Origin of the sequence: Micromonospora sp. CA-269861, assembly GCF_050948505.1 — a bacterium.
Taxonomy (GTDB): domain Bacteria; phylum Actinomycetota; class Actinomycetes; order Mycobacteriales; family Micromonosporaceae; genus Micromonospora.
The window spans coordinates 1,251,065-1,267,078 of sequence record NZ_CP192014.1; the positions used below are offsets into that span (position 1 = coordinate 1,251,065).

Consider the following 16,014-nt stretch of genomic DNA (forward strand, 5'->3'; position numbering starts at 1 on the left):
GGTGCAGGCATGGCGCGACCTGACGGGCGAGGGCCCTCTCAACTTCGACCGGTGACCCTGACCCGTGCCTGGAGCACCCATCCGGAGGGCTCGGTGCTCGTCGAGTTCGGCGGCACCCGGGTGCTCTGCACGGCGAGCGTCACCGAAGGGGTGCCCCGCTGGCGCAAGGGCTCCGGGCTCGGTTGGGTGACCGCCGAGTACGCGATGCTGCCCCGGGCCACCAACACCCGCTCCGACCGGGAGAGCGTCAAGGGCCGGGTCGGTGGGCGTACCCACGAGATCTCCCGACTGATCGGCCGGAGCCTGCGGGCCAGCATCGACCTCAAGGCGCTCGGCGAGAACTCGGTGGTGCTCGACTGCGACGTGCTCCAGGCCGACGGCGGCACCCGCACGGCGGCGATCACCGGGGCGTACGTCGCGTTGCACGACGCGGTGGGCTGGCTCGCCGCGCGCAAGGCGTTGGCCGGCAAGCCGGAGAAGGTGATGCACCGTTCGGTGGCGGCGGTCAGCGTCGGGATCATCGCGGGGGAGGCCCGGCTCGACCTCTGCTACGAGGAGGACGTCGCCGCCGAGGTGGACATGAACGTGGTGTGCACCGGCGCGGGCGACTTCGTCGAGGTGCAGGGCACCGGCGAGGCGGGCGTGTTCGCCCGCGACCAGCTCGACAGCCTGCTCGACCTGGCCGTCGCGGGCTGCGCGGACCTGGCCGAAGCCCAGCGCAAGGCACTCGCGTGAGCGCGAGGAGTGAGCCTGCGAGCCCCGCAGTCGCGAACGAAGGTGGTTCAGCATGAACAAGGTCCTGCTCGCCACCCGTAACCGCAAGAAGCTCGTCGAGCTGCAGCGGATTCTGGACGGGGCGCTCGGCGCGCACCGGATCGCCCTGCTCGGGCTCGACGACGTCGAGCAGTACGCGGAGCTGCCGGAGACCGGCCTGACCTTCGGCGAGAACGCGCTGATCAAGGCGCGGGAGGGTTGCCGGCAGAGCGGGCTGCCGACCATCGCCGACGACTCCGGGCTCGCGGTCGACGCGCTCAACGGCATGCCGGGGGTGTTCAGCGCCCGCTGGTCCGGTCAGCACGGCGACGACCGGGCCAACCTTCAGTTGGTGCTGGATCAGATCGGCGACGTCCCGGACGAGCAGCGGGCCGCCTCGTTCGTCTGCACCGTGGCGTTGGTGCTGCCCGGCGGCAAGGAGCACCTCGTCGACGGCAGGCAGTCCGGGCGGGTGCTGCGCGCGCCGCGCGGTGAGGGCGGGTTCGGCTACGACCCGATCTTCCTGGGCGACGGACAGGACCGGACCAACGCCGAGCTGACCCCGGCGGAGAAGGACGCCATCAGTCACCGGGGTAAGGCGTTGCGCGAGCTGGCCAAACTGGTCGCCAAGGTGCTGCCGCCGTCCGGGGACTGAGACCGGGCTCGTATGGTTGTCACCGACGGATGGCGAAGATATCGGTCGATGACATGTACTGATCTCGAGAGCCCGGAGCATCCGGGTAGGCAGGTTGTCGGGGAGACGGGATGGCATGGGCCGGTAGGCGCGTCGTACTGGCGGCACTGATGGGTCTCGGCCTCCTGGCCGTCAGCGGTGCTCTCCTGGCCTTCTCGTCCGACGAGCCGGAGGGCGAGGCGCGTGCCGCCTGGCTCGTCGACCCCATCCCGCCGGCGCCACCGTTGACCGAGTCGCGCGATCCGCGCAGTGGCTTCGTCCACCCGGGTGTCCTGATCAGCAGTGCGCAGTTGAACTTCGTGAGCGGCAAGGTCCGAGCCGGTGAGGAGCCCTGGCGATCGGCGTGGCTGAAAATGCAGCGCAGCCAGTACGCCGAGCTGTCCTGGCGCCCCCGACCGGTGTCCACTGTGAACTGCGGTTACTACTCCCAGCCGGACACCGGTTGCACGGCGGAGGCCGAGGATGCGGTGGCCGCGTACACCCACGCGTTGATGTGGTGCTTCACCCGTGACCGCCGGTACGCCGAGAAGGCCATCGACATCCTGGACGCCTGGTCCGGTGTGCTCAAGAAGCACACCAACTCCAACGCACCGCTGCAGGCGGGGTGGACCGGGGCGACCTTCGCGCGAACCGCAGAGCTGATCAAGCACACCTACACCGGCTGGGATCCCGCCTGGTTGACCCGTACCGAACGGATGCTCCGGACGGTCTACCTGCCGGTGGTACTCGGCGGCACCAATGGGGTCAGGGCCGGGAACTGGGGGTTGATCATGCTCGACGCGGCGGTCGGCATCTCGGTGTTCCTCGACGATCGGGCCTCCTTCCTCAAGGCGATCGAGAAGTGGCGGCTGCGCCTGCGGGCTTACGTCTATCTGAGCGGCGACGGCCCCATGCCGTACGCGCCGCCCGGCGATGCCTTCACGAAGTCGCAGCTCACCGAGTACTGGGGTGGGCAGACCCTGCTCGTCGACGGGCTCGCACAGGAGACCTGCCGGGACTTCCTGCACACCGGGTGGGGTCTCGCGGCGGCGGCGCACGTTGCCGAGACCGCGTGGATCCAGGGCCGCGACCTGTACGCCGAGGCACGCGAGCGGTTGACCCGCGCCCTGGAGTTCCACACCGGACTCGAGTCGAACGAGTCCGTCCCGCAGTGGCTGTGCGGCGGTCGGCTCGTGGTCGGTTTGGCGCCATCACCTGAGGTCGCCTTCAACCACTACACCACCAGGATGAAGCTCGACCTGCCGAACACCAGGCGGGTGGTGGAGGCGGACCGGCCCGCGGGCCCGCCGGCCTACTTCTACGCCTGGGAGACGTTGACCCACGCCGGAAACCCGAACTGACGCCGACCGCGCGCGGTGCCCGCCCGATGAGGGAGACACGCAGCGGGTAACGGGCCGGCTCCCCGGATAGAGGAATAGCGCAACAACCGTATACCCTCGCCGTCGCCACCACTCTGTGGCGGTGTGGCCGCTGCGCGCCACCCTTACCCCTACCGCCGTGGCGAGGCACAGTGACGGACTCGAAGCAGATCTACCGCGGGATTCTGCGACCGGAGATCCAGGCGTTGCGGGCACTCGCGGTGCTCCTGGTGCTGCTGTTCCACTTCTGGCCGCACCGGATCCCGGGCGGATACGTCGGCGTCGACGTCTTCTTCGCGATCAGTGGCTTCCTCATTACCGCCCACCTCGTCCGGGAGGTGGAGAAGAACGGCTCGGTCCGCCTCCGCACCTTCTGGGCGCGCCGCATCCGGCGTCTGCTGCCGGCCTCTCTGCTCGTGCTCGTCGCCACCGCGGGGGCCGTCTACATCTGGGTGCCGCAGCTCTACTGGCCACAGATACTTCGCGAGATCGCGGCGGCGACGCTCTACGTCGAGAACTGGCAACTGGCGCACGACGCCGTGGACTACCTCGCCGCGGAGAACGTCCGGTCGCCGGTACAGCACTACTGGTCGCTGTCCGTGGAGGAGCAGTTCTACCTGGTCTGGCCCATCCTGATCGTGCTCGCCGTCCTGGTCGCCCGCCGGTTCCGGCGGACGGACCCGATCGGCGCGATCCGGGTCACGCTCGCCCTGATCGTCGCAGCCTCCTTCGCCTACTCCGTCTACGAGACGTCCGCGAACAGCGCCGCGGCCTACTTCGTCACGCCCACCCGGGCATGGGAGTTCGGTGCCGGAGCGATGCTGGCGACCCTGCCGGGGCTCGGACGGTCGGCGAGTGACCGGACCCGGGCGGCGATCTCCTGGCTGGGGTTGCTCCTGATCGGCGTCGCCGCTTTCGTCCTCCATTCCGGAACACCATTTCCGGGCTACGCCGCGGCGCTACCTGTCGTCGGCACACTCGCTGCCATCTGGGCCGGCGCTCCCAGTCCGCGCTGGTCTCCGCTGCGGCCGATGGCCTCGACGCCTGTGCAGAAGCTCGGCGACTGGTCGTACTCCATCTACCTCTGGCACTGGCCGCCCATCGTGATCTTCGAGCTGGCGACCGGTGACAGGATGACCTGGCCGGTGAAGCTCGTCGTCATCGCCGGTGTGGTGGTGTTGGCCGCGCTGACCAAGCGCCTCGTCGAGGACCCGGTGCGTTTCGGCCTGTTCAGCGGTGGTCAGCGGATGTGGCCGCAGTACACGGCTGCCGCGATGTCGATGGCGCTGGTGCTGGCCGTCGTCGTCGCCGGTAACCAGCTGCTCGAACAGAGCAGTCAGGCGAACAACTCACGTCTCGAGCAGTTGATGGCTGCGGGTACGCCGTGCCTCGGTGCGGACGCGATGGTCGACGCGCAGCGTTGCGAGGCCGGTGCTCTCGGCCGGGAGTTGTTCCCCGAGATGTCGATGCTCACCAAGGACACGGGTTCCGCGTACCGATGCTATGACCAGGAGCCGGGAACGACCCTCACGTCGTGCCGTGTCGGTTCGCAACGGGCCGACGCGACACGCGTCGCGCTCGTCGGGGACTCGCACGCCGCCATGCTCATCCCCGCCATCGAGGGGCAGCTCGAAACCCGGAACTGGGCGGTCGACACCTATGTCGCCCGTGGCTGTATCTGGGCGAAGGTGGATGCCGCAGACCGCTCCGACCCGTGCTACGCGCGACGGCAGGCGATGGCGAAGCGGCTCGGCGAGGGCCCGAAGTACGACCTCGTCATCCTGACCGGCAAGCGCAATCTGAGCGCCAACCCCCCGGCGGCGGCCGGCCAGATCCGCAGGTACGTCGAGGCGTGGCGTCCGGTGCTGGAGCGGGGCACCAGGATCGTCGTGGTGGTGGACAACCCGGCGCTCGGGCCGACGGACCTCGGCTGCCTGGCGGACGACACCGCCAACGGTGGGGATCCGACGCGCTGTGCGGTCGAGCGGCAGGCCGCGCTCGGTACCGGGGACGCGCTCGAGGAGGCCGCGAAGCGGACCGAGGGCAAGGTCCAGAGGGTCGACCTGACCGATCTGTTCTGCACCGCGACCCAGTGTCCGTTGGTGATCGGTAACGTCATCGTCTACCGCGACGCGCACCACATGACGGCGACCTACGCCCGCACCCTCGGGCCCCACCTCGTCGAGCGTGTCGCGGCACGCCTCGCGCTTTGACGGCCGGCTCCGGTCGCGCGACTGCCCGCGCCGCCTGGGCGAAAAAGGGGAAATCGACCCAGTTGCCGGGAGGGTCATCGGGCGGGTCCGCCGCCGACCGAGGCGACCTCTATCGGTTATGACGCTCGCGTATAGTGCCCCGAGGGATTGCGCTGAGAGGATCATGAAATGGACATAATGCCTCGAAAGGCGGCGACGGCCCCGATCGAGGGTAGTGGCCGGCCACTCAGGCGTTATCCGTGGGCCGCTGCCCAAATCATGGCCGCACTGGCTATGGCGGTTATCGGCGTGAAGTCATTCTTCGACGTTTTCGGCGAGAAGGTCGCGGCGGACACCGTGGACGCCGGAATGATTGTGACCGTGATAGGCGCCCTTTTCATGGTGGGCTCCTTCATTGCCACGATCGTCGCAGCGAAGCGATTTCCGACCACTCTTGCGCCCTCGATCGTCGCGGTGCTGATCATCGGTTTGTTCTCCGTCATCGGCCTCCTGGCGATATCTGCGCGGGCGGACTTCGTCCAGGTCTTCGCCACGGCCGACGTACGCGAGATCTTCGGACCGCACGTCGCGCCGAAGAGCGGGGTCATCACGCAGGGCGCCCAACTCGCTGTCGGGTTCGCGCCGATCGCGCTGTTGGCGGTCATGTTCCTCAAGCCGGACTGGTTCTCCCTGGAGCGGCTTCGGTGGGTGCTGCTGCTCGTGATCCTGGGTGCCGTCGTGCACTCGGTGATCGCCTGGCTGCAGGTCGTCGGCGTCGTTCCCTACACCTATTTCTTCAACCTCATGAGCGGCAAGGTCGGGCGAGCGTCGGGGGGCTACTTCCATCCCGCCTCCCTCGGTCGGCTCCTGATCTTCGCGGTGTTCATCCTCTACGCCGCTGGTAACCGGCTACGGCTCAGCTCGCTGGCCCGGTACGGCATCGTCGCATTCCTGGCCGCGACAGCGGTCGTCAGCACGCACCGGATCACCATCCTCTGTGTGGCGTTGGTGATCGTCGCGTTCGAGCTGCGCCGCCTCCCCGAGCTCCTCCGGCAGATCTCCGACCTGCCGTTCCGCACGGCCGTCTGGGGGGCCGCCATCCTCCTCGTCCTCGTGGTCCTGGCGGCGATCCGTTGGGGAGCCTATCTGTGGGATCGCGCATTGTTTCTGCTCACGCAGGTCGGTTCGCTCAATCCCACCAACGATGAGTTCCTGCATGGTCGCGGGCAGATCTGGTTCCGCGTGGTGGATGTGTGGCAGGACGCGCCGTGGGACGTCTGGCTCATCGGACTTGGCTACGAACCATGGAACACCCACGCCGACCCGTTGCGGATATTCGTGGTGTGGGGATTGCTCGGGCTCGCACTCATGGCGATCATCTTCATCAACCTCTGGCGCGTGACGAAGCGGGCCATCGCGGTCGAAGCTCGATGGATGCTCACGGTCCTCTACGTTCTGGCGATCGTTTCCGCCCTGACGCAGAAGCCGACCTCGTACTCGTACTTCATGTGGTTGTTCTTCCTTTCGCTCCTGCTTCTTGTCAGGTTCTTCCCCATTGCCAGCGCGCCGGTCGGTGTGCCTTCTGATGCTAGTGGTGATCCCAGATGAGTTCCCCCCTGTTCATTTCGTGGAAGCGTTATCAGCGTCGTTCCGACGTGCTCGCGGAGGCGTTGGGCGCGGAGGTGGCCTGGCGGCCGTCCAAGGCGACACCGAAGATCCTCAGGCCCTTCGACTACGTCGCCCACACCAGTAACGACCTCAAGCTGATCCGCTCGCGTCGGCCGTCGTTCGTGGTCGCGCAGGCGCAGCCGCATCTGTCCGCGCTGGCGCCCTACCTCGGCCGGGTTCCGTACATCGTCGACGCGCACAACGGGCAGTTCCAGTCGTGGTGGCGCCGGGTTCCCAGCACCGCGTCGATCCTGCGTGGTGCGAAACTGGTCCTGACCCATACCGCGGAGGCCGACGCCATCGCCCGCGCGGAGTTCCCGGGCCTGCGCACGCTCGTCGTGCACGACCCACTTCGGGAGATCCCACCGGCGCCGCCACGGGGCTGGGTGTTCGTCGTGGCCACCGTGGCCCCGGACGAGCCGATGGACGTCCTCATCGACGCGATCGAGGCGATGCCCGACGTCCCCTTCGCGACCACAGCACCACTGCACAAGTTGCCGCCGCCGCTGCGTGAGCGCGCGGAACGCCTGCCCAACCTCACCACCCTGGGCTTCCTCGACCTCCCCGACTACGAGGCGGCAGTCGCCGCCGCGCGCGCGGTCGTCGTACTGACCGACCGGGACGCCACTCAGCCCAGTGGCGCCTGTGAGGCGCTGAGCGCCGGTCGGCCGCTGGTCCTGTCCCGTACCCAGACGACCGAGGCCCTGTTCGGAAACTTCGCCACGCTCGTTGCCAACCAGAGCGACGCCCTGGTCGCGGGTGTCCGGCAGGCCATCGCCGAGGACCCCGCCGCCGCTGGGCGGGTTGCGGCGGCCCGCGAGGCGTGGATGCGGCGGACCGATGCCGAACTGGAGACGCTGCGATCGCACGTGCCGGCCAGAGCGACAGCGTGACGGTCGGACGATGACCGGAGTCCAGGTGCAGCCCGGTACGGCGACAGCCGGCCGGCCCGGCAGCGGTATGGCACGCCGCCTCCGTCAGCTGGGACTGCTCGGGGTCAGCCAGGCCGGCGTCACAGTGCTCGCGTTCCTCACCCAGGTGCTGCTCGCCCGCAGCCTGCCAAAGGCCGACTTCGGTGCCTTCATGGCGGTCATCTCCCTGGTGACGCTGGCCGGGCCACTGGCCATCTTCGGGGTCGCCGAGTTCTGGCTGCAACGGTTCGGGCGTGAGGGGCAACGGGCGTTCCGTTGGGTGCGCCCGTCCATCGCGTTGGTCGTCGTCACATCCGGCGTGCTGGTCGCCGCGCTCGTCGGCTGGGGGCTGCTCGATCGGCACGACCCCCACACCGGCGACATGCGGATCGGGTTGGCCCCGATCATCCTGTCGCTCGTCGCCATGGCGCTGTCCGGGTCCGCACTCCAACTCCAGGGCGCCTACGGGCGGCTCGCGGCGCTGCAGTTGGCGCCGCAGGTGGGTCGGCTCATCGTGGCGATCCTGACGCTGGCCTTCGGACTGTCGGCGCTCATGGTGGTGCTGGGGTACGCGCTCGTGGCAGCCGTCACGGTCGCCATGAGTGTCCTGGTGATCGCGCCGTTCTGGTACGAGCGAGCGAGGCTGGAAGGTCACTCGCCGGTGCTCCGTCGGCCGACGCGGCCACCCCGGGCGCGCCACCTCGTCGCCGCGACGTGGCTGTTCCTGCTGGGCAGTCTGTTCTACCAGCTCGGCATGCAACTGGGCGTCGTCGTCTCGGCGGAGTTCCTGAGCTCCGAGTCCGCTGCGGTCCTCGCCGTGCCCATGACGCTGCTGACCGCGATCTACCTTCTGCCGCGCATCGTCTACCAGCAGTACTTCCTGGCGAAGCTGCACCGGTGGTCCCGGTCCAACCGCAGTGCGGTCCTCATCGCGTACCGCGCCGGCACGGTCGGGATGATCAGTCTCGGCCTGCTCCTCGGCGCCGTCGTCGCCATTGCCGGCCGTTACGCCATTCCCCTGATCTTCGGCGAGGAGTACCGGACGTCAGTCCCGGTGATGGCCATCCTCGCGCTCGCGATCCCCCTGCGCTTCGGATCGGCAAGTGTCGAGTCGCTGCTGATGAGCGGCGGCCTGGTGCGGCAGAAGGTGCTGTACCAGGGGTTGGGCTCGCTCACCTACCTGGCCGCGCTGGCCACCGCGATCCCCCTGTTCGGCGTGGCCGGCGCCGCATGGGCGACGGTGCTGTCCGAGGTGATCATCCTCGTCCTGTTCTGGACCCGAGCGAAGCGTGACGTCGTCGCGGGCGCCGAGCTTCCGTCCTGGGCGGAGATCCGACACCTGGTCCTCAAGAGCTAGCACCGGGTAACCCCTGCTCCTCGATCTCCACGGCGGCGAACCGAGCAGCACCAGCCGACAGGCCGGTCGAGGGCGAACCAGGTGCTGCCGCCCGCCGCCTGACCCGCGGCGGACGACAGCTACCCGCCGGAGATCAGCCCAGCGGGCCGACCTCCCGTTCGATGGCGGCGCGCAGCTCCGGCCCGGCGACGACGGCGCGGGCCGCCTCCATCACCGGGGCGAGGAACACGTCCGGGCCGGGCTCGCCGGCTGCCGCACCGAGCGCTGCGACGGCCGCCCGGCCGGCAGGGGACGGCTCCAGCGGGGCGCGCAGCTGGAGGCCGCGTACGCCCGCGAGCAGTTCCACAGCGAGCAGGCTGGTCAGGTTGTCCAGCACGGTACGCAGCTTCTTGGCCGCCGCCCAGCCCATCGAGACGTGGTCCTCCTGCATCCCGCTGGTGGGCAACGAGTCCACCGAGGCGGGGGCGGCCAGCCGACGGTTCTCTGCGACGATGCCGGCCGCCGTGTACTGGGCGATCATCAGCCCGGAGTTGACCCCGGCGTCGGGGGAGAGGAACGCCGGCAGCTCCCGGGAGCGGGTCACGTCGAGCAGCCGGTCCACCCGCCGCTCGGCGATGGCGCCCACCTCGGCGGCGGCGATGGCGAGGAAGTCCGCGGCGAAGCCGAGCGGCGCGCCGTGGAAGTTACCTGTCGACTCGACCCGGCCGTCCGGCAGCACCACCGGGTTGTCGACCACGGACACCAGTTCCCGGCCGGCGACCGTTCGGACGAAGTCCAGGGTGTCGCGGGCCGCGCCGGCCACCTGCGGCGCGCAGCGCATCGAGTACGCGTCCTGTACGGCGTGCGCCAGGTCGTCGCGGTGTGAGTCCATCACCCGGGAGTCCTGCAACAGTCGGTGGATGTTCGCCGCCGACGCCGCCTGACCCGGGTGTGGCCGGATCGCGTGCAGCTCGGGCAGGAACGGCCGCTCCGAGCCGAGCATCGCCTCGATCGCCAGCGCCGCCGTCACGTCGGCCATGGCGAACAGGTGCGCCGCGTCGTTGATGGCCAGCAGCAGCATGCCGAGCATGCCGTCGGTGCCGTTGATCAGCGCCAGGCCCTCCTTGGCGGCCAGCTCGATCGGCTTGAGCCCGGCGGCCGTCAACGCGTCGGCCGCGTCCTGCCGCTCACCGGTCGAGCTCAGCACCCAGCCCTCACCGAGCAGCACCAGCGCGCAGTGCGCCAGCGGGGCCAGGTCGCCGGAGGCGCCCAGCGAGCCGTGCTCCGGCACCCACGGGGTGATGTCGTGGTTGAGCAGGTCGACCAGAGCCTCGGCGACCAGCGGCCGGACCCCCGAGCGGCCCAGGGCGAGGGACCGGACCCGCAGCAGCATCATGGCCCGGACCACCTCGCGCGGCATCGGGGCGCCCACCCCGGCGGCGTGCGAGCGGATCAGCGCGTGTTGCAGCTCGGCCCGCCGCTCCGGGGCGATGAAGGTGTTGGCCAACGCCCCGAACCCGGTGGAGACCCCGTAGACGGGACGGCCCGACGACTCGATGCCGTCCACGATGGCCCGGCTGGTCGCCATCGCGTCGACGGTGGCCGGGGCGAGGACGACCGTGGCGGTGCCGCGGGCCACCGCGAGCACGTCGTCGGCGGTGATCCCGGTGGGCTGGATGGTCACGTTCGTCATTGCGGAACTCCGTTGCGTATTACCTGGCGGATCAGGGGGACACCGGGCCGGTAGGCCAGGTGCAGGTACGACGGCGCGTCGAGGACGACGAGGTCGGCCCGCGCGCCGGGGGTGAGGACACCGATGTCGTCGCGGCGCAGGGCCCGCGCGCCACCGGCGGTGGCGGCCCAGACCGCCTCCGCCGGGGTCATCCGCATCTCGCGGACCGCGAGGGCCACGCAGAACGGCATCGACGAGGTGTACGACGAGCCGGGGTTGCAGTCGGTCGCCAGCGCCACCGTGACACCGGCGTCGAGCAGCCGACGGGCGTCCGGGTACGGCGAGCGGGTGGAGAACTCCGCACCGGGCAGCAGGGTGGCCACCGTGGTCGTCTCCGACCCCGACGTCCAGTCCATCCTTGTCGAGGCCAACGCGTCCACGTCGGCGTCGCTCAGGTGGGTGCAGTGGTCGACGCTTGCCGCGCCCAGCTCCACGCCGAGCTGCACCCCGGGGCCGGGGCCGAGCTGGTTGGCGTGCAGCCGTACGCCGAGCCCGGCGGCCTGACCGCAGGCCAGGATGGCGCGGGCGTGGTCCACGTCGAAGGCGCCCTGCTCGCAGAACACGTCGATCCACTTCGCGTACGGAGCGGCGGCGGCGAGCATCGGCCCGCAGACCAGCCCGACGTAGTCGTCCGGGCGGTCGGCGTACTCGGCGGGCACCACGTGTGCGCCGAGGAAGGTGGTCTCGGTGCTGGTCTCGGCGGCGATTCGCAGCGAGCGGGCCTCGTCGGCGACGGTCAGGCCGTACCCACTCTTGATCTCCATGGTCGTGGTGCCCTGGCGCAGCGCCTCCCCGCGTAGCCGGCGCACATTGGCCCGCAGCTCGTCGTCGGTGGCGGCCCGGGTCGCGCCGACTGTGGTCCGGATGCCGCCGCCGGTGTAGGGCTGACCGGCCATCCGGGCGGCGAACTCGGTGGCCCGGTCCCCGGCGAAGACCAGGTGGGCGTGGCTGTCCACGAAGCCGGGCAGCACGGCGGCCCCACCGGCGTCGATGTGATGGTCGGCGGCCGGCGCGTACGCGGACGGCCCGACCCAGACCACCCGGCCCTCCTCGACCAGCACGGCGGCGTTGCGGCGGATGCCGAGCGGGCCCTCGCCGGCGCCGTTGGTGACCAGCTCCCCGATGTTGTCGACAAGCAGGCTGCCGCTCATGCGGGCGTCACCGCCTCGATCGCCGACGACAGCTCGGCCGGCACGTCGACTGTCAGGTGTCGGCCCTCGGCCACCACGACCCGGCCGTCCACCACGACCTGCTCGACGTCCGCCGCGCCGGCCGCGAAGAACACGCCCACCGGCGGCACCCCGGCGGTGCGGGCGCTGTCCAGGCGTACCGTCACCAGGTCGGCGCGGGCACCCACCGCGATCCTTCCGGCGTCGGCCCAGCCCAGCGCGGCGTGCCCGGCGACGCTGGCCGCCGTCAGCAGGTCGAGCGGCGCGAAGTGGCCGCGCCGACGGGTCCGCAGCCGCTCGTCCAGCTCCACCGCCCGGGCCTCCTCGAACAGGTCGATCACGGCATGGCTGTCGCTGCCGAGGCTCAACCGGATGCCGGCGTCGGCCATGAGCCGGGCCGGGCCGATGCCGTCGGCGAGGTCCCGCTCGGTGGTCGGGCAGAGGCACACCCCGGTCCGGCTGTCGGCGAGCAGCGTCAGGTCCGGGCTGGTGGGGTGGGTGGCGTGTACGGCGGTGGTGTCCGGCCCGAGTACGCCGTGCTCGGCGAGCAGCCCGGTGGGCGAACGACCGTGCACGGCCCGGCACTCGTCGTTCTCGGCGGGCTGTTCGGAGAGGTGCACGTGCAGCGGCGCCTGCCGCTCCCGGGCCCAGTCGGCGACCGTCCGCAACTGATCGGCCGGGACGGCCCGCACCGAGTGCACGGCCGCGCCGACCCGGGCGTGCGAGTCCGTCGGCTGGAACGCCGCGGCCCGCTCGGCCCAGCGGCCCGCGTCCCCGTCGCCGAAGCGGCGCTGCGGCCCGGCGAGGGGCCGACCGTCCACGCTGGAGGTGAGGTAGCAGGTGTCCAGCAGGGTGAGCCGGATCCCGGCGTGCGCGGCGGCCTCCACCAGTGCCGCGCCCATCGCGTTCGGGTCGTCGTAGGCACCGCCGTCCGGCCGGTGGTGCAGGTAGTGGAACTCGCCCACGGCGGTGATCCCGGTGAGCGCCATCTCGGCGTAGACGGCCCGGGCCAGGGCAAGGTAGGTGTCCGGGTCCAGCCGGTCGGCGACCGCGTACATCTGGTCCCGCCAGGTCCAGAAGTCACCCCGCCCACCGTGGGTACGCCCGCGCAGCGCCCGGTGGAAGGCGTGCGAGTGCACGTTGGACAGCCCCGGCAGGGTCAGACCGGGCAGCGGCACCGCGTCGGCGTACACCTCGACCCCGGCCGGTGGCCTGCTGCCGGGGGTCAGCGGCGTCACCGCAGTGATCCGGCCGCCGTCGACCTCGATCAGCACGTCGGGCGTGGGTTCGGCGTGCTCGGGCAGCCAGGCGTACTCGGCGAGCCAGCGGGTCGGTGTCACGGGCATGTCAGCTCCTCCAGCACCCGGGCCAGCGCCCGTACCCCGGCCGCGCAGTCATCGTCGGTAGCGGCCTCGGCGGGGGAGTGCGACACGCCTGTCGGGTTGCGCACGAAGAGCATCGCGGTGGGCAGGTACGCGGCGAGCACCCCGGCGTCGTGCCCCGCGCCGGTGGGCAGCACCGGCGCGTCGAGGAGCGTCGCCAGTCGTTTGGCCAGCCCGCCGTCGAAGGCGACCACCGGGGTGGCCGACTCCTCGGTGACGGTCACCGTCGTACCGTCGCGCCGGGCCCGTTCGGCGAGCTTGCCGCGCACCGCGTCGACAAGCCCGGTCAAGGTCTCCGGGTCGGCGGCCCGGGCGTCCAGCCAACCGGTCACCTTCGACGGGATCGCGTTCGTGGCGTTGGGTTCGACGGCGACCCGGCCCACCGTGGCGTGTGCGCCGCGCAGCCGGGCCTCCTTGTTCGCCGCCAGCACCGTGAAGGCGTAGGTCAGCATCGGGTCGCGCCGGTCGGCCATCCGGGTGGTACCCGCGTGGTTGCCCTCGCCGACGACGTCGAAGCGCCACCGCCCGTGCGGCCAGATCGCGCTGGCCACCGCGACCGCCGCGTCCGTGTCGACGAGCGCGCGGCCCTGCTCGACGTGCAACTCCACGAAGGCGGCGAACCGGCCCAGCAACTCCGGGCGGGCCCCCGCCGGCCGGTCGCCGAGCGCCTCGGCGAAGCTCACCCCGGCCGCGTCGCGCAGGCCGGCCGCGCGCTCGGCCGACAGCGCCCCGGTGAGCAGCCGCGACCCCAGACACGGTACGCCGAAGCGCGCCCCCTCCTCCTCGACGAAGGCGCCCAGCACCAGCGGTCGGCCGGGGGTGACGCCTGCGGCGCGCAGCTCGTCCACGGCGAGGAACGCGCTCACGATGCCGAGCGGCCCGTCGTACGCCCCGCCGTGCGGCACCGAGTCGAAGTGGCTGCCGGTGAGCACCGCGTCGGCCGCCTCCGGGTCACCCCAGTGGGCGAAGAGGTTGCCGTTGCCGTCCTCGGTGACCGGCATGGCACGGCGCTCGGCCTGCGCACGGAACCAGGCACGCAGCTCCCGCTCCGGCTCGGTCAACGCGTAGCGCAGATAGCCGCCGCTGTCGGCGTCCCGCCCGACCGGCGCGATCTCGTCCCACAGGGCCCGGAACCGGGCGGACAGGTCGTCGCTCATGCGGGTCCCTCGGTCATCGGGACCCGGACGCCGGTGCGGTCGGCGACCTCGCGGGCGCTCTCGTAGCCGGCGTCGACGTGTCGGATGACCCCCATCGCCGGGTCGTTGGTGAGCACCCGCTCAATCTTCTGACCGGCGAGGGCGGTGCCGTCGGCCACGCACACCTGCCCGGCGTGGATCGACCTGCCGATGCCCACGCCGCCGCCGTGGTGAATGGACACCCAGGAAGCGCCACTGGCCGTGTTGACAAGCGCGTTGAGCAGCGGCCAGTCGGCGATGGCGTCGGAGCCGTCGGCCATCCCCTCGGTCTCCCGGTACGGGCTCGCGACACTGCCGGTGTCCAGGTGGTCCCGGCCGATCACCACCGGGGCGGAGAGTTCGCCGGAGGCGACCATGTCGTTGAACCGCACACCAGCCTTGTCCCGTTCGCCCTGGCCCAGCCAGCAGATCCGGGCCGGCAGGCCCTGGAAGGCGACCCGCTCGCCGGCCAGCTTGATCCAACGGGCCAGCGACTCGTTCTCCGGGAAGAGGTCGAGGATGGCCCGGTCGGTGGCCGCGATGTCGGCCGGGTCGCCGGAGAGCGCCGCCCACCGGAACGGCCCCCTGCCCTCACAGAACAACGGCCGGATGTACGCGGGCACGAAACCCGGGAAGTCGAAGGCGCGCTGGTAGCCGCCGAGCTGCGCCTCACCCCGGATCGAGTTGCCGTAGTCGAACACCTCGGCGCCGGCGTCGAGGAAGCCGACCATCGCCTCCACGTGCTTCGCCATCGACGCGCGGGCCCGGTCGGTGAACTCGGCCGGCTTCGCGGCGGCGTAGTCCCGGGCCTCGGCCAGCTCCACACCCACCGGCAGGTACGCCAGTGGGTCGTGCGCGCTGGTCTGGTCGGTCACGATGTCGATCTCGACGCCCCGGGTCAGCAGCTCCGGGAAGACCTCGGCGGCGTTGCCGACCACGCCGACGCTCAGTGCCCGGCGCTCCCGCTTCGCAGCCAGGACGCGCCCGATCGCGTCGTCCAGGGAGTCGGCGACCTCATCCAGGTAGCGGTCGTGCACCCGGCGGTCGAGCCGGGTGCGGTCCACGTCCACGATCAGGCAGACGCCGCCGTTCATGGTGACCGCGAGAGGCTGCGCGCCGCCCATTCCACCGCAGCCGGCGGTCAGCGTCAGCGTGCCGGCGAGGGTGCTCTGGAACCTCTTCGCGGCCACCGCCGCGAACGTCTCGTAGGTGCCCTGGAGGATGCCCTGGGTGCCGATGTAGATCCACGAACCGGCGGTCATCTGCCCGTACATGGTCAGGCCGAGCTGTTCGAGGCGGCGGAACTCCGGCCAGGTCGCCCAGTCGCCGACCAGGTTCGAGTTGGCCAGCAGCACCCGGGGCGCCCACTCGTGGGTGCGCATGACCCCGACCGGGCGGCCCGACTGCACGAGCATCGTCTCGTCCTCGCGCAGGTCGGTCAGCGTGCGGACCAACGCGTGGTAGGACGGCCAGTCCCGTGCCGCCTTGCCGGTGCCGCCGTAGACCACCAGGTCGTCGGGGCGTTCGGCCACCTCGGGGTCGAGGTTGTTCATCAGCATCCGCAGGGCGGCCTCCTGCTGCCACCCACGGGTGGTGAGTTGGCTGCCGCGTGCGGCACGAATGGGCTGGGTCATCTCTGGTTCT

12 protein-coding genes are annotated in these 16,014 nt (G+C 71.0%); 7 read left to right on the forward strand and 5 right to left on the reverse strand.

All coding sequences use genetic code 11. The features are described 5' to 3' along the window. Positions 1–9 precede the first annotated feature (9 nt). From rph to ACQP0U_RS05775, 7 genes are all read left to right on the forward strand, one after another. Positions 10–735 carry a ribonuclease PH gene (rph, locus tag ACQP0U_RS05745; RefSeq protein WP_433316410.1) on the forward strand — a complete coding sequence of 242 codons (726 nt, stop codon included), beginning with the start codon at positions 10–12 and terminating at the stop codon, positions 733–735. Positions 736–787: 52 nt separating this feature from the next. Next, entirely contained in the window at positions 788–1,408 is a 621-nt protein-coding gene (gene rdgB / locus ACQP0U_RS05750; RefSeq protein WP_433316413.1) for an RdgB/HAM1 family non-canonical purine NTP pyrophosphatase, read from the forward strand. A gap of 110 nt (positions 1,409–1,518) precedes the next feature. Beyond that, complete coding sequence (locus ACQP0U_RS05755; protein WP_433316414.1) at positions 1,519–2,787, forward strand: alginate lyase family protein; 1,269 nt, start codon at positions 1,519–1,521, stop codon at positions 2,785–2,787. 170 nt (positions 2,788–2,957) lie between these two features. Then, positions 2,958–5,018, forward strand: coding sequence for an acyltransferase family protein (locus tag ACQP0U_RS05760; protein WP_433316416.1), 2,061 nt, complete (start codon positions 2,958–2,960; stop codon positions 5,016–5,018). 288 nt (positions 5,019–5,306) lie between these two features. Then, positions 5,307–6,605, forward strand: a complete 1,299-nt coding sequence (locus ACQP0U_RS05765; RefSeq protein WP_433316418.1) for a hypothetical protein — start codon at positions 5,307–5,309, stop codon at positions 6,603–6,605. Continuing rightward, a complete protein-coding gene (locus ACQP0U_RS05770) occupies positions 6,602–7,558 on the forward strand; it encodes a hypothetical protein (protein ID WP_433316420.1) in 957 nt (318 codons plus the stop codon). The genes ACQP0U_RS05765 and ACQP0U_RS05770 overlap by 4 nt, the downstream gene beginning before the upstream one ends. A 10-nt stretch (positions 7,559–7,568) precedes the next feature. After that, positions 7,569–8,933 (forward strand): lipopolysaccharide biosynthesis protein, encoded by a 1,365-nt coding sequence (locus ACQP0U_RS05775; protein WP_433316421.1) that lies wholly within the window; start codon positions 7,569–7,571, stop codon positions 8,931–8,933. Positions 8,934–9,066: 133 nt separating this feature from the next. Here the strand turns inward: ACQP0U_RS05775 and hutH are convergent, their stop codons facing one another. Genes hutH through hutU form a run of 5 tightly spaced genes read right to left on the reverse strand, consistent with a single transcriptional unit; the run spans position 9,067 to position 16,004 of the window. Then, positions 9,067–10,605 (reverse strand): histidine ammonia-lyase, encoded by a 1,539-nt coding sequence (gene hutH, locus ACQP0U_RS05780; RefSeq protein ID WP_433316424.1) that lies wholly within the window; start codon positions 10,603–10,605, stop codon positions 9,067–9,069. Further along, complete coding sequence (hutI, locus tag ACQP0U_RS05785; protein WP_433316425.1) at positions 10,602–11,795, reverse strand: imidazolonepropionase; 1,194 nt, start codon at positions 11,793–11,795, stop codon at positions 10,602–10,604. The genes hutH and hutI overlap by 4 nt, the downstream gene beginning before the upstream one ends. Then, positions 11,792–13,159, reverse strand: coding sequence for a formimidoylglutamate deiminase (locus tag ACQP0U_RS05790; RefSeq protein WP_433316427.1), 1,368 nt, complete (start codon positions 13,157–13,159; stop codon positions 11,792–11,794). The genes hutI and ACQP0U_RS05790 overlap by 4 nt, the downstream gene beginning before the upstream one ends. After that, positions 13,150–14,352 carry an allantoate amidohydrolase gene (locus ACQP0U_RS05795; protein ID WP_433316429.1) on the reverse strand — a complete coding sequence of 401 codons (1,203 nt, stop codon included), beginning with the start codon at positions 14,350–14,352 and terminating at the stop codon, positions 13,150–13,152. Before ACQP0U_RS05795 ends, ACQP0U_RS05790 begins: the two co-directional genes overlap by 10 nt. Continuing rightward, a complete protein-coding gene (hutU, locus tag ACQP0U_RS05800; RefSeq protein ID WP_433316431.1) occupies positions 14,349–16,004 on the reverse strand; it encodes a urocanate hydratase in 1,656 nt (551 codons plus the stop codon). The genes ACQP0U_RS05795 and hutU overlap by 4 nt, the downstream gene beginning before the upstream one ends. Positions 16,005–16,014 lie beyond the last annotated feature (10 nt).

What these genes read in the sequence shown, in the direction of transcription:
- hutI (WP_433316425.1), bottom strand. Translation starts at nt 11,795, where the DNA reads ATGAGCGGCAGCCTGCTTGTCGACAACATCGGGGAGCTGGTCACCAAC.
- ACQP0U_RS05775 (WP_433316421.1), top strand. Translation starts at nt 7,569, where the DNA reads ATGACCGGAGTCCAGGTGCAGCCCGGTACGGCGACAGCCGGCCGGCCC.
- ACQP0U_RS05770 (WP_433316420.1), top strand. Translation starts at nt 6,602, where the DNA reads ATGAGTTCCCCCCTGTTCATTTCGTGGAAGCGTTATCAGCGTCGTTCC.
- ACQP0U_RS05755 (WP_433316414.1), top strand. Translation starts at nt 1,519, where the DNA reads ATGGCATGGGCCGGTAGGCGCGTCGTACTGGCGGCACTGATGGGTCTC.
- ACQP0U_RS05795 (WP_433316429.1), bottom strand. Translation starts at nt 14,352, where the DNA reads ATGAGCGACGACCTGTCCGCCCGGTTCCGGGCCCTGTGGGACGAGATC.
- hutH (WP_433316424.1), bottom strand. Translation starts at nt 10,605, where the DNA reads ATGACGAACGTGACCATCCAGCCCACCGGGATCACCGCCGACGACGTG.
- rph (WP_433316410.1), top strand. Translation starts at nt 10, where the DNA reads ATGGCGCGACCTGACGGGCGAGGGCCCTCTCAACTTCGACCGGTGACC.
- ACQP0U_RS05790 (WP_433316427.1), bottom strand. Translation starts at nt 13,159, where the DNA reads ATGCCCGTGACACCGACCCGCTGGCTCGCCGAGTACGCCTGGCTGCCC.
- rdgB (WP_433316413.1), top strand. Translation starts at nt 788, where the DNA reads ATGAACAAGGTCCTGCTCGCCACCCGTAACCGCAAGAAGCTCGTCGAG.
- hutU (WP_433316431.1), bottom strand. Translation starts at nt 16,004, where the DNA reads ATGACCCAGCCCATTCGTGCCGCACGCGGCAGCCAACTCACCACCCGT.